The sequence below is a fragment of the Pseudomonas sp. MWU12-3103b genome, from assembly GCF_023100615.1.
Classification (GTDB): Bacteria; Pseudomonadota; Gammaproteobacteria; order Pseudomonadales; family Pseudomonadaceae; genus Aquipseudomonas; species Aquipseudomonas putida_A.
The window spans coordinates 42,106-55,006 of sequence record NZ_JALMEY010000004.1 but is presented as its reverse complement, the minus strand read 5'-3'; the positions used below and the strand labels follow the sequence as shown (position 1 = coordinate 55,006).

Genomic DNA, 12,901 nt, shown 5'->3' with positions numbered 1-12,901 from the left:
CCCGCCTCATTGCGGATACCACACCAGCCGCTCCGCCGCCGGATTACGCTCCTCCACCGCAAAGCCCAACGCCAGATAGTGTTGCCGCGCGTGGGGGTTGTTGGCCCAGACCACCGTTGCCACCGGGCAGCGAACCTGCTGCGCGGCCTTTTGCACGCCTTGCAATACCGCGCGGCCGTAACCCTTGCCCCGCGCCTGGGGGATGAAGGCGATGTATAACACGCGGATTTCATTGGGGCCGAAGTCGGTGCTCAGTGCACCGATGGCCGTGCCGAGTTTTTCCACGACGTAGTGCATGGCGTTGGGATGGTTTTCACCCACGCCCTGTTCCTGCACCTGGAATTGCTGGGCGATCACTTGCTGCACCACTTCCTGCTCGCCGTCGATCCATTGCAGATCCGGGCGCGCCGACTGATAGAGGTGGTGCAAAAACGGCTCGTCGGTGGCCCGCGCAGGTCGCACCACCAATCCGTCTGCCGTCACATCTGCGTTGCTCGCCATGTTCACGCTCCCTAGAAACCGCTTTCCCTGACCCCCAGCGCCGCCAGCCGGCGCCAGGCCACGCCGAGTACCGACTCGCCCCTGCCCTGCAACACCACCACACCGCGCAACGGCTGAACCGGGGCTGGTGGCTGATCCAGCGTTGTCAATCGCGCGCCATATTGCGCCTGTACAGGCTCGGCTCGTTGCTGTTGATCACGGCGCACGGCAATCGGCCCGTGATGATCGGAGGTCAGCGCCTCCTGATCGACATAGGCCACGCCATTGGTATCGATTTCATCCAGTTTTACGCTGATCGCCGGATGCATCGGATCATCGGCGATGAACCGCCCGGTTGCACCCGGTTTGACCCGCCACAACTCGGCCTCGGCGATATAGCCGCGCAGGCGCAAACCGCCCTCGACCACCCGCGCCAGCGCATCCTTGCTCGACAGCCAGCGCCCCGGCGTCAGATTCGGCAGCAGATCACGCACAGTGCCGGCATGGGGCGCGCGCAACAGCAGGCGCTCGCGTCGAGCGCTCAGACCACGATATTGCGCCACGGCTTCGGCGAGGCGTTGCTCGATGATACTGGCGTCGGCAGCGGTTTCGCTGCGACCGGCCTGTCGGCGCATCAGCAATTGCTGGATCTGGATTTCCCGACGGACGATGGCCTGCTGCGAATCGAGGTCCGGCGACTCCAGTTCGATCAGCACATCGCCCTGAGCGACTTTCTGGCCATCCGCGACCTTGACTGATTTGACCCGCGCCGCCACCGGCGCATGCAACGCACTGGCCCGGCCGCTCTCAAGCATCGTCGGCAGTTCCACCGCGCTGCGCCACGGCACGATCAGCACCAGCAGCAGACCAAGCACAGCCAGGCTGCTGAGCAGCACACGCGCACCGTGGGCCTGTTCGCGGCGGCTCCACCACTGGCGCCACTCATTCATGATCGGCAGGACGATGAACCAGACCAGTTCCACCAGCATGAGGAAAATCCCCAACACCTTGAAGAACAGGTGATAGACCGCCAGCGCGATCCCGAAAAACAACGCCGCGCGCCACAACCACGAGCCATACCCCCAGATCAGCAAGCGCCGTTGCATCTTCGGCGACCAAGGCTCCGGCGCCGGAGCGCCATAGCCGAACAAAAATTCGCGTAACCGCCAGCGACACAGGGCAAAGGCTCGCCCCTGAAGGTTGTCGACCTCCCACAGATCACTGAGCAGAAAATAACCATCAAAACGCATGAACGGGTTGAGGTTGACCACCAGTGTAGTGATCCACGTGGCGCTGGCGAGCATGAACGCTGCCGTGCGCCCGGGGCCATCGGGCAACAGCGACCAGGCCAGCAGCGCGATGCACGCCAGCAGCAGTTCCGCGAGCACCCCACCGGCACCGATCAGCAGCCGCGCACGCCGATCGTTGACCCGCCAGGCATCGCTGACATCGGTGTAAAACATCGGCAGCAAGACCATGAACGCCACGCCCATGCTCTGCACCCGACACCCGGCGCGCTTGGCCATGAAAGCATGGCCGAACTCGTGGCACAGCTTGGCAAAGAACAACGCAACGCCGAACGCCAATGCGCCGCCAAGGCTGAACAGGTGCGGGAAAGTACCGACAAAGCGCTGCCAGTCCCGCGACACCAGAAACACTCCCAGACCCAGCGTCAGCGGCAAACCGTAGCGCAACACCCGCGGGCCGAAGCGCTCCAGCCAGGGCCAGGCGCGGTTGAGAAAGGCGTCCGGGCGCCACAGCGGAATACGGAAAAACAGGTATTGATGCAGCAGGATTTTCCACAGGCTCTGGCGTTGCGCGAGGGCCTTGAGCGAGTAACTGGCACGCTGCTGATCGTCGAGGGCGCTGATCAGATCATGCCCCCGCAGAAATGTCAGCAGTTGCTCCAGCTCGACGCCGTCCAGCGGCAAGCCCGGTTCGCGGTTGGCGGCGCGCAGCACCTGTTCGGCATCGCCCAGCGACCAATGGCGCAGCAGACGCATCGCCGCTGTGCCGAGTTTGAAATAGCGACCGCGCACCGGATCGGCCAGGGTCCAGCGCGGTGAACCGTCCAGTGCCGGCGCCGCGGGCGACAGTTGCAGGTCGGCACGCAGGCTCGGCAGATACATTTACAGGCCCACGCTCTGGCGCAGACCGGCCAGAGGGCGGCGCAGCAGGTACAAGGCCAGCGGGGCGCGATCACCGAAAATTTTTGCCGTGCCGCGCAGGCCGATACGCGGTGGCGCATCAGCAAAATTGGCATCCAGTCGATAAGCCAGTTGCCCGCCCGCCGTCGGTTGCGCCTCGTAAGCCGAGCGCTCCAGCGTGGCGAGGTGGCGCTGCAACGGATCGCTGTCGAGAAACAGCGCGACTTCGGCACCCGGCGCCAGCGCAATCGCGTCGCCCACCGCCAGCTCGATGCGCAGTTCGGCCTGATTCGGGTCGGCGATTTCCATCAACCGCTCGCCGGTCTGCACCGGTCTGCCGGTCAGGCGCTCGGCATCGGCGAACACTGCAATGCCGTCACGCTCCGCGCGCACTTCGCTGCGCGCCAGCAACTCGCGGGCGTAATCGCGCTCGGCGCGTTTTTGCTCGGCACGGGCGGCGAGCAAATCGACCCTGGCACTGGATTCGGCATCGGCAAATGAACGTTGCGAGTTGGATTTCAGTTCCGCTTCCGCCACGCCCAAGGCACGCTCGGCCACATCGGCCTGGGCCTTGAGGGTGGTGCTTTCAAATCGCAGCAGCAGGTCGCCGGTTTTCACCGGTTGATTGGGCTTGACCAAAAACTCGGCGATCACCCCGTCCAGCGGCGCCGCGACCACGCGCCCGCCCTGCGGCACCACCTCCGCCGGGGCCAGTACCGACTGGCGCACCGGGATCAGCAACCCGAGCAACAGCACCGCCACCAACGCCACCTGACGCTTGCGCGTCCAGCGCAGGCGCCACGGTTTGCGCGGCTGCAGCGCCAGCCAGGCGTGACTGTAGGTGTCGCCCAGTTGCGACAGCAGCACTTGTTCGGAAGGATTCCACGGCACATCGCGGGCCAGCCACAGACCGCCGAACACCTCGCCCTGGCGGTCGATCAGCGGCAGCCAGAACACCTGCGCCGCCGACAGCGAGCGCCAGTCGGCCTGAATCGACTCGGCAAGCAGTTGCGGGGTAATCACCCGCGCCTGCTTCAGCACATCCTGCTGGAACAACTGCGTCACGGCTTGCTCGACAAACGCCACGAACGGCGCATTCGGCTCCACCGCGCTGACGCCGGTCACCGCCTGTACCTTGCCGGCGATCAGCAGCGCTGCATGACGAAAGCCGAACAACGACTGGCCGTCATTGACCAGACTGTAGGCCAGTTGCGAGGCATCGCGGGCGGCGCGGGTCTGGCGTTCGAGGTCAAGGAACCGCGCGAACACCTGCTCGGCAGCGCCGGCTACCGGGGCGTTCATTTAAGCTCCGCAAAGTGCGCCGTGCCGCTCATGCCGGCGAGCAAGCCCTTGGCTTCGGGAAGTGTGGCGACCAGCAACAGTGTCTGGCTGCCTTCGTCGATGCGCGCACCGAGGCGTTTGACCGTGGCATCAAGCGGCTGGCCGGTTTCGTCGGGGACAAAGCTGAAGGTCTGGCCGGGTTTAAGCCTGGCCATCCAGCGCGACGGCACCAACAAGTGGATCTCCAGGGTGCGGTTGTCCACCACGTCCAGCAGCGGCGCGCCGGCCGCCACGCTTTCGAAACGCTGGACCTTGCGCTCGACCACTTGTCCGTCGAATGGCGCGACCACGCTGCAGCGTTTGACCTGAACCTGATAAACCTGAGATTGCGCCTGGGTTTCGCTGACCTTGGCCTCGGCCCGCGCCACTTCGAAACGCCCGACGGAATTGAGCGCGGCCAACTGCCGGTTGTGCGCCAACTCCTCACCGGCACCGCGATTGGCAGCCTGCGCTGCATTGAGCTGAGCCTGATACGCCGAGCAATCGAACTTCGCCAGCACATCGCCCTTCTTGAACGACTCGCCCTCGCTGAACGGCAACTCGACAATCCGCCCCGACAACTCACTGGCCAGCACCGCCTGATCCCGCGCCCGCAACACACCCCGCGCTTCACTGCTCGCCGTGGTTGCCGCAGGCGCTGCGTTATCCAGCAGCGGATCGTCTGGCCCGGGCGTTTGCGCCTGAACTGCACACGTAACAAAGGTCAATCCGATAACCCAACCGCGCAAACGCTGCATAACCGCTACTCCCTGACGGATGAGCGGAGTCTACGACAGCGGGGATTAGCGTCAAGCGAAAGGCCATCACTGTGCCGTTACGCTTGCTGTAATCCGACCGAAGCGCTATGGTCAACCCATCGAAAATATGACTTTGATGGAATATTCCATAACACTCATATTAGTGCCCATGAATTGGGATATCGAATACACCGACGAGTTCGGCAACTGGTGGGAAGAACTGACTGAGAGCGAGCAGAGTTCTGTGGCGGCAAGCGTCAAACTGCTTGGGCAATTCGGCCCAGGCCTGCGTTTTCCGCATAGCAGTGCAATCAATGGCGCGCGGCATGGTCATTTACGGGAATTGCGCGTCCAGCATGGCGGGCGACCGTATCGCGTGCTCTATGCGTTTGATCCAAGACGCTGCGCGTTGCTTTTGATCGGTGGAGATAAAACCGGTCAGGACCGCTGGTATGAACTCAACGTCCCGCTCGCCGATCGACTGTACGATGAGCATCTCGAAACATTGCGCAAAGAGGGTTGCAACAATGGCTAAGAAATTCGCCGACCTCGAAGCACGCATGACACCCGAAGCACGGGCGCTTGCCGATTCGATCTACGAACAACACATCAAGGAAATGCCGCTTAACGAACTGCGACAAGCCAAGGCCTTGAGCCAGGCCACGCTTGCTGAAATGCTGCACGTCAACCAAGCGGCCATCTCGAAAATGGAGCGCCGTACCGATATGTACATCAGCACGCTGCGCAACTATATCCGGGCAATGGGTGGCGAACTTGAAATCATCGCGACCTTTCCCGACGGGCAAATCAAAATCGAAAATTTCGCAGGCTGAACAGCCATAACCCGCTTCAACCTGTGAATCTTCCACTGTGCAATAGCCGTATAGTGGCCAATCGAATTCGCCGATTTGCTCCCTCAGGCGCAATCTCAGCGCCGCGCCACCTCCCCCACCGGATACACCGCCTCCCATCCCCCACCCAGCGCCTTGTACAACCCGACCATCGCCAGCGACACCCCGGTCGAGCTCTCCACCCACTGCTCCTGAGTCGCCAGCAACGCGCCTTGAACGGTGAGGACGTTGACGAAATCGACCACGCCTTCGACGTACTGCTGCTGTGCGGTGCGCAGGGCGATCTGGTTCTGGCGTACGGCTTCGGCGAGGCTGTCGCGGCGGCGTTGGCTGGCGTTGTAAGCCGTCAATTGGTCGTCGATTTCATGCCAGGCGCGCAGCACGGTCTGCTGGTAGGCGATGGCCGCTTCCTGTTGCTGGGCCTCGCGCAGTTGCAACATGCCGCGCAGGCGTCCGCCGTCGAACAGCGGCAGGCTCAATTGCGGGCCGATACCGAACGCGCGCGAGCCCCAGGAGCCGAAATCGCTCAGTTGCATCGCTTGCGAGCCGAGGTTGCCGGACAGGGTGATGCGCGGATAGAAATCACCCTTGGCCACGCCGATGTTGGCGGTGGCGGCATGCAGACGCGCCTCGGCCTGCCGAATGTCCGGACGGCGTTCGGCCAGCTGTGACGGCAGGCCGATGGCGACTTGCAGCGGTGACTGCGGCACCGCAGCGTCTGTGGATAACTCCTTGGCCAGGGCCTGCGGCGGTTCGCCCATCAGCAGGCTGATCGCGTTGATCAATTGCGACTGACGCTGCTCAAGGGCCGGCAGGCGCGATTCGATGGCCGCGACCTGCGCGGCGGCTTCGGCGACGTCCAGATCGGTCGCCACACCGTCGTTGAGGCGCAGTTGCGACAGTTTGAGGCTGTGCCGGGCGACGTCGAGGTTCTGCTCGGTGACCGCGCGGGTGTTCTGCACGCCGCGCAGCTGGATGTAGTTCTGTGCGGTGTCGGCGAGGACCGCGAGCAGCACGCCGCGACGGTCGTTTTCGGCGACTTCGAGGTTGGCATCGGCGGCTTCGGTTTCACGGCGCACGCGGCCCCAGAAATCCAGTTCCCAGGACGCGGAGAAACCGGCGTCCCACAGGTTGAAGGCGGAATCGCCGTTGTGCCCGGACGGGTCATTCAGGCCTTCACCACTGTTGCGTTTACGCGCGTAGCTGCCGGTAGCGGCGGTGTTCGGGTAGCGATCCGCGGTGATCACCTGGCGCGCGGCACGGCTTTGTTGCAAGCGGCTGCTGGCCAGTTGCAGATCGAGGTTGCTGTTCATCGCCCGCTGGGTCAGGGCTGAGAGTTGCGGGTCGTGAAAAACCTCCCACCAGCGTTCGTTCAACGGTTCGCTGACGGCTTGGCTGGGGGCGGACTTGGCGGGTTTGGCCCAGTCGGCGATCTGTGTGGCTTCGGGCTTGCGGAAGTCCGGGCCGACGGTGCAGGCGCTGAGGCCAAGAGCGAGCAAGGCACCGAGTGCGAGTTGCTGCCACTGGCCTCTTCGCGAGCAAGCCCGCTCCCACGGGTGATTGGCAGGTTGCTGGAGATCTTTGTTCCAAACGGAGATCCCTGTGGGAGCGGGCTTGCTCGCGAAGGCGTCAGTTCTATCAACGCTGTTCATCGCTGAGTCACCTCACGTTCCGCCGACGCCGAACGGCGAGTATCGATACTCGCCTCCACCGACATGCCCACACGCAAACGCTCGGCCAACGGCTGACCCGGTTCAAGCACGATCTTCACCGGAATCCGCTGCACGACCTTGGTGAAGTTACCCGTGGCGTTGTCCGGTTTCACCGCGGCGAATGTCACGCCAGTCGCCGGGGCGATGCTTTCGACGCGACCGCTCAAGGCCTCGCCACCAAGGCTGTCGACGCGCACCTGCACGTGCTGGCCCGGCTGCACGTCCGTCAGTTGGGTTTCTTGAAAATTGGCGACCACATACGCCTGCTGCAACGGCACCACCGCCAGCAGCTTGCTGCCCGGCGTGACATAAGCGCCGACGCGCACAGCACGCTCGCCGATCATGCCGTCCTGCGGCGCGGTGATCCGGGTGTAGGACAGCTCGAAACTGGCGATTTCCAGCGCCGCTTGCGCATGCTTCAGATTGCCTTCGGCAGCATCGCGCTGCGCGGTGAGAATCTCTACCTGCTTGCGCTCAGCCGCCAGTTTCGCGCTGGCAGTGTCGAGCCGAGCGCTCGCCTGATCAATACGCGTGCGGGCCTGTTGCGCGTTCTGCACCGTGCCGGCACCTACACCGGCGAGGTGGTTGTAGCGATTGAGTTCCTGCTGGGCGAAGGCCATTTCTGCCTTGGCCGAGACCACCGAGGCCTGCGCCTGAGCAATCACCGAGGTCTGCCGCTCCAGCGTCGCCTTGGCGTTTTGCAGCTGAGCGCGGGCGACCAAAGTTTGCGCATCGGCCGCTTCAGCGGCGGCGCGCAAATCGCGATCATCGATCAGCGCCAGCAACTGCCCGGCCTTGACCTGCTGGTTGTCTTCCACCAGCACTTCCTTGATGAATCCGGCCACACGCGGCACCACTAGGGTGAAGTCGGCGGAAACAAACGCATCGTTGGTGTTTTGCTGGGTGCGCTTGCCGAACAGTCCCGGCACCGCCAGGTACAGCAACACGCCGACCGCCAGTGCGGCCGCCACGGCCACCGCGAGTTTTTGCTTTGCTTGAGTCGTCATAAAAACCTTCGGTATCAGTGAAGCAATCAGGTCGGCGCACGGGGCGGAAAGATCCGCGTCGGCAGCCAGAAAATCAGCAGGATCAGCGCCACCGCGACGCCGGCCATGCACACATAGAGATCGGACGAAGTCAGCACCACGGCCTGTTCGTGCAGGCGATGGGCGAGGCCCGGGTCGCTGCGATCGGCCAGCGGTGAGTTGCCGAGGTTGTCGATCAACATGGTCGAGTGGAAATGCAGGCGCGCGGTGGTCAGCGCCTCAATGACTCCGGTGGCGATCACCGCCGCCAGGCCTTTCACCGTGTTGAACCACGCGGAGGCGAACGGCCCGTCCTGCGGCTGGATGCTGCCGGTCGAGAGCATCAACAGCGGCAGCACCGACATTGGCTGACCGAAAATCTGCAGCCATTGCAGGACGTAGAAATTGTCGCGGATCCACTCCGAAGTCAGCAGCGAGCCGCCCAGGCAGGACAGGGTCAACATGCTCAAACCGATGCCGAGCACCCAGCGGCAATCGACCCAGCGCAAGTTGCACAGCGCCGCCACCAGCGGCAGTGCGATCAACTGCGGCAACGCGGCGATCAGCATGATCGGCGCGGTCTGCACCGGGCGATAACCCTGGATCTGCGCCAGATAGCTCGACGGGATCAGCACCACCGACTGCAACACCACCAGCACCCCGGCCAGGGTCATCAGTGCAAACGACAGGTTGCGGATGCCGAGCATCTGCAACTTGAAAAACGGAATCGGCTGCGACCATTCATTGATCAGAAACGCCACCAGCAACAGCGAACCGGCGCCGAGCAAACCGCAGATCAGGCTCGACTCGAACCAGTCCAGCCGGTTGCCCTGGAGCAAGCCGATCACCAGCATGCAGATCGCCGGAAAACCCAGCAGCAGGCCTTTCCAGTTGAAGGTCTTGAGGCGCTCCAGGCGCAGCGGATCCTGCGGAATCCCCCAAGCGACCATTGCCATGGCAATCAGGCACGGCACGATGATTTGCCAGAACGTCCACTGCCAGCCGACGTATTCACTCCATAAGCCAGCCAGCGGCGTGCCGAGACCCGGGCCGAACGTCGCCGTCAGCGCATAACCGGCCAGACCATAGAGTTTGAAATTGGCCGGCAGAAAGCGCAGCGCAACGGTCATCAGCATCGGCGGCAACGCGCCGCCGGCCAGCCCTTGCAGGGTGCGCATCAGCAGCAGGCTTTCGTAATTCGGGGCGAACGGGCACAGCACGCCGAGCAGCGTGAACAGGCTGATCGCGCAGAGGGTGAAACGGCGCAGCGAGAAGGTCACCGAGCACCACGGCGCAAACGCCATCGCCGCCACCGAGGTCGCGGCATAGCAGGACACCAGCCAGGTGCCTTCGTCGTAACCAATGTTCAACGCGCCACGGATGTCGGCCAAAGCGACTTTGGTCACCATCTCGTTGAGACCCGAGACCAGCACCGCCAGCAGCACGCCAACCAGGCCGGTGATGATTCGCGCCCCGAACACCGGTGGCGCAGCCGCCGTCGCCGGACTGGCCGCAGCAATGGGCGCCGGAACCGACAGGGATGTCATGGATACACACTCCGGAAGGAAAAATACCGGAGCATTTTAGTAAGGCTTACTGCTGACGAAAATTGACTTATTGGCAGGTTATAAGTGCGCTCAGTGCAGCAATGAATATCCAATGTGGGAGCGGGCTTGCTCGCGAAAGCGGTGGATCATTCAACCTGTGCGGTGCCTGACACGACGCCTTCGGGAGCAAGCCCCCTCCCACGCGGACTCTGCTTGTATCATGGCTGGGCAGCCAGCCACGTCTCGTCACAACACGCCTTGAGGGTTTCACGCAGCCAGCGGTGCGCCGGGTCCTTGTCGAAGCGCGGATGCCAGGCCTGAGTCAGCATCAGCGTCGGCAACGGGATCGGCAGGTTGAACGAGCGCAGCTTCAGGCCCAGTCGGCGCACGCTGAGCAACGCTTCCTTGGGCACCGGCAGGATCAGGTCGGAATCGGGCAAGGCAAACATCGCCGCGTGGAAGCTTGGCGCAATCACCGCCACCCGCCGCTCCAGACCCAAGGCGTTCAACGCGGTGTCGATGGGGCCGCGAGCAATGCCACGGCGCGACATGCTGATATGCGAGTAGCCGGCATAGCGCTCGGCGGTGATTTCGCCGTCGAGCAACGGATGATCCTCACGCACCAGACCGACGAAATGCGTGGAGAACAGGTTCTGCACTTTGACTTCCGGGGTTACCGGACGGGTGTTGCTGACACTCAGATCAATCCGACCTTCGCGCAGCGCTTCGTCGTCGCCGTCGCCCTCGGGGACGAAGCGCAACTCGCAGTGTGGCGCCTGCTGGTCGAGGGTATCGAACAGCTTGCCGCCATATACGCCAATGAAAAAGTCGTTGGCGCGGATGCTGAAGCGCCGGCGCAGGGTGCCAAGTTCCACATGGTCGGCGGAGCGAAACAACAGCGCCGCCTGTTCCACCACATCGCGCACCTGCTCGCGCAATTCCAGGGCTTTGGGGGTTGGCACCAGGCCGCGACCGGCGCGCACCAGGATCGGATCGCCGATCGCCTCGCGGATCCGCGTCAGCGTGCGGCTCATGGCGGCGGGGCTGAGGTTCATCCGCCGCGCGGCGCCAACCACACTGCCTTCGTCGAGCAGAGCGTCGAGGGCGACCAGAAGGTTCATGTCCGGGAGTTGCATGCTGAGCACTCTTGGCTGATCTGGATTGATCTGGGTGCAATGCTAGCAAACATCCTTCAAATTTGACGGCGGCTGAAAGGACGCCTTCGCGAGCAAGCCCGCTCCCACAGGGGAACGCATTCCAAAATGTGGGAGCGGGCTTGCTCGCGAAGGCGCCGGTCCTGCCAACACAAATCTCAGCGCTGCATGCCCCAACGCTTCACCGTCACCCGCTCCAGCGTATCGAACACCAGATTCTCCACCAACAACCCGATCAGGATCACCACCGCCAAACCGGCAAACACCTTGTCGGTGTACAGCTCGTTGCGGTTCTGGAAGATGTACCAGCCCAACCCGCCCTTGCCGCTGGTGGCGCCGAACACCAGTTCGGCGGCGATCAGCGTGCGCCAGGCAAACGCCCAGCCAATTTTCAGACCGGCGAGGATCGACGGCAGCGCAGCCGGAATCAGGATGAACAGCACAAAACGCATGCCCTTCAGCCCGTAATTACGCCCAGCCATGCGCAGGGTTTCCGAAACGCCGAGAAAGCCGGCGTAGGTGTTCAACGCCAGCGCCCACAGCACTGAATGCACCAGCACGAAAATCAGGCTGTTCTGCCCCAGCCCGAACCAGAGCAACGCCAGTGGCAGCAAGGCAATCGCTGGCAGCGGGTTGAACATCGAAGTCAGGGTGCTCAGCAAATCGCGACCGAACTGGGTCGACACCGCCAGCGTGGTCAGGGCGAACGCCAGCACGATGCCGATCAGGTAACCCTTGATCAGCACCACCAGCGATATCCACACCTTGCCCAGCAACTCACCACTGAGCAGGCCGTCGTACAGCGCATGACTGGTCTGCAGAAAGCTCGGCAGCAGCAGGTCGTTGTTCTGCACCCGGGCGATCACTTCCCAGAGGATCGCCAGCAGAATCAGGATCACACTCTTACGCAACCAGCCCTGTTGCCACAGGCGTTGGCCCAGCGGCAGTTCGCGCTCGAGCGGCACGCTGGTCAGTGGTTCAAGGACGGTTTCAAACTCTTGTCGTACAGACGATGGTTGGCTCATCGGGCAATCCTCCAGAACGCTCAATAAGCGATACGAATGTCGTTGAAGTCATGGTCACGCTCGGTTTCCGGCGACTGGCCTTCATCGAACAGCAAACGGTGAATGCGCCGCGCCGATTCCTGAAACGCCACACCGCCGAGGCTTTGCAGATCGTATTGATGGCTGTGCACTTCGGCGCGCACCCGCCCCGGATGTGGCGACAGCAGCAGGATGCGATTGCCGACCACCAGCGCTTCTTCGATCGAGTGCGTAACGAACAGCAAGGTGAAGCGCACCTCTTCCCAGAGCAGCAGCAATTCTTCCTGCATCTTGCGCCGGGTCAGCGCATCCAGTGCGGCGAATGGCTCGTCCATCAAGAGGATTTTCGGCTGCATCGCCAGCGCCCGGGCAATCGCCACCCGCGCCTTCATGCCGCCGGACAGGGTGTGCGGATAGGCGTCGGCGAATGCTGCCAGACCGACTTTTTCCAGATAGTGCAGCGCGCGCTCTTCGGCCTCCTTTTTCTTCAGCGTGCGCGAGGCCAGCAGCGGAAACATCACGTTCTGTTTCACGGTTTTCCACGGCGGCAGTTGATCGAATTCCTGGAACACCACGATCCGGTCCGGACCCGGTCCATCGACCCGCTGACCTTGCAGGCGAATTTCGCCTTCGCTCGGCGCAATGAAACCGGCGGCCGCCTTGAGCAAAGTCGACTTGCCGCAGCCGGACGGGCCGAGCAGCACAAAGCGATCCGCCGGATCGATTTCGAAACTGACCTGATGGGTGGCACGCACCACCCGTTGCGGGGTGCGGTATTCGAGGCTGACGTTATCCACCGCCAGCAGCGCTTGCGTACTGGCGACCGGGTTGCTGGCCGCGTGGCCTTGCAAAGGGGCGTTCATC

At 63.1% G+C, this 12,901-nt stretch carries 12 protein-coding genes; 2 read left to right on the top strand and 10 right to left on the bottom strand.

What is annotated here, in order from left to right; all coding sequences use genetic code 11:
* Window positions 1–6 precede the first annotated feature (6 nt).
* Genes M0808_RS08305 through M0808_RS08290 form a run of 4 tightly spaced genes read right to left on the bottom strand, consistent with a single transcriptional unit; the run spans window position 7 to window position 4,705 of the window.
* The gene (locus M0808_RS08305; RefSeq protein ID WP_098966563.1) at window positions 7–501 is read right to left on the bottom strand and encodes a GNAT family N-acetyltransferase; all 495 of its coding nucleotides are present in this window, start codon (window positions 499–501) and stop codon (window positions 7–9) included.
* A gap of 11 nt (window positions 502–512) precedes the next feature.
* Window positions 513–2,609 carry an efflux RND transporter periplasmic adaptor subunit gene (locus tag M0808_RS08300; protein WP_247840679.1) on the bottom strand — a complete coding sequence of 699 codons (2,097 nt, stop codon included), beginning with the start codon at window positions 2,607–2,609 and terminating at the stop codon, window positions 513–515.
* Window positions 2,610–3,929, bottom strand: coding sequence for an HlyD family efflux transporter periplasmic adaptor subunit (locus M0808_RS08295; RefSeq protein ID WP_098966560.1), 1,320 nt, complete (start codon window positions 3,927–3,929; stop codon window positions 2,610–2,612).
* Window positions 3,926–4,705: an efflux RND transporter periplasmic adaptor subunit gene (locus tag M0808_RS08290; protein WP_247840677.1), complete on the bottom strand. Its 780-nt coding sequence runs from the start codon at window positions 4,703–4,705 to the stop codon at window positions 3,926–3,928. Before M0808_RS08290 ends, M0808_RS08295 begins: the two co-directional genes overlap by 4 nt.
* A 169-nt stretch (window positions 4,706–4,874) precedes the next feature.
* On the opposite strand from M0808_RS08290, the gene M0808_RS08285 reads away from it, so the two are divergent.
* Together M0808_RS08285 and M0808_RS08280 are read left to right on the top strand one after the other, a co-directional pair.
* A complete protein-coding gene (locus tag M0808_RS08285) occupies window positions 4,875–5,240 on the top strand; it encodes a type II toxin-antitoxin system RelE/ParE family toxin (protein ID WP_047290723.1) in 366 nt (121 codons plus the stop codon).
* On the top strand, window positions 5,233–5,538 hold the full coding sequence (locus tag M0808_RS08280) for an XRE family transcriptional regulator (protein WP_098966556.1): 306 nt from the start codon (window positions 5,233–5,235) through the stop codon (window positions 5,536–5,538). The genes M0808_RS08285 and M0808_RS08280 overlap by 8 nt, the downstream gene beginning before the upstream one ends.
* Before the next feature lie 95 nt (window positions 5,539–5,633).
* Here the strand turns inward: M0808_RS08280 and M0808_RS08275 are convergent, their stop codons facing one another.
* From M0808_RS08275 to M0808_RS08250, 6 genes are all read right to left on the bottom strand, one after another.
* Complete coding sequence (locus M0808_RS08275) at window positions 5,634–7,208, bottom strand: efflux transporter outer membrane subunit (RefSeq protein ID WP_247840675.1); 1,575 nt, start codon at window positions 7,206–7,208, stop codon at window positions 5,634–5,636.
* Window positions 7,205–8,275 (bottom strand): HlyD family secretion protein, encoded by a 1,071-nt coding sequence (locus M0808_RS08270; protein WP_139053657.1) that lies wholly within the window; start codon window positions 8,273–8,275, stop codon window positions 7,205–7,207. The genes M0808_RS08275 and M0808_RS08270 overlap by 4 nt, the downstream gene beginning before the upstream one ends.
* Window positions 8,276–8,301: 26 nt before the next feature.
* On the bottom strand, window positions 8,302–9,840 hold the full coding sequence (locus tag M0808_RS08265; RefSeq protein ID WP_247840674.1) for an MFS transporter: 1,539 nt from the start codon (window positions 9,838–9,840) through the stop codon (window positions 8,302–8,304).
* 218 nt (window positions 9,841–10,058) lie between these two features.
* Window positions 10,059–10,976, bottom strand: a complete 918-nt coding sequence (locus tag M0808_RS08260) for a LysR family transcriptional regulator (protein ID WP_247840672.1) — start codon at window positions 10,974–10,976, stop codon at window positions 10,059–10,061.
* A gap of 176 nt (window positions 10,977–11,152) precedes the next feature.
* On the bottom strand, window positions 11,153–12,019 hold the full coding sequence (locus tag M0808_RS08255) for an ABC transporter permease (protein WP_003220459.1): 867 nt from the start codon (window positions 12,017–12,019) through the stop codon (window positions 11,153–11,155).
* Window positions 12,020–12,039: 20 nt separating this feature from the next.
* Window positions 12,040–12,900, bottom strand: coding sequence for an ABC transporter ATP-binding protein (locus tag M0808_RS08250; RefSeq protein WP_247840670.1), 861 nt, complete (start codon window positions 12,898–12,900; stop codon window positions 12,040–12,042).
* Window position 12,901: the final 1 nt, after the last annotated feature.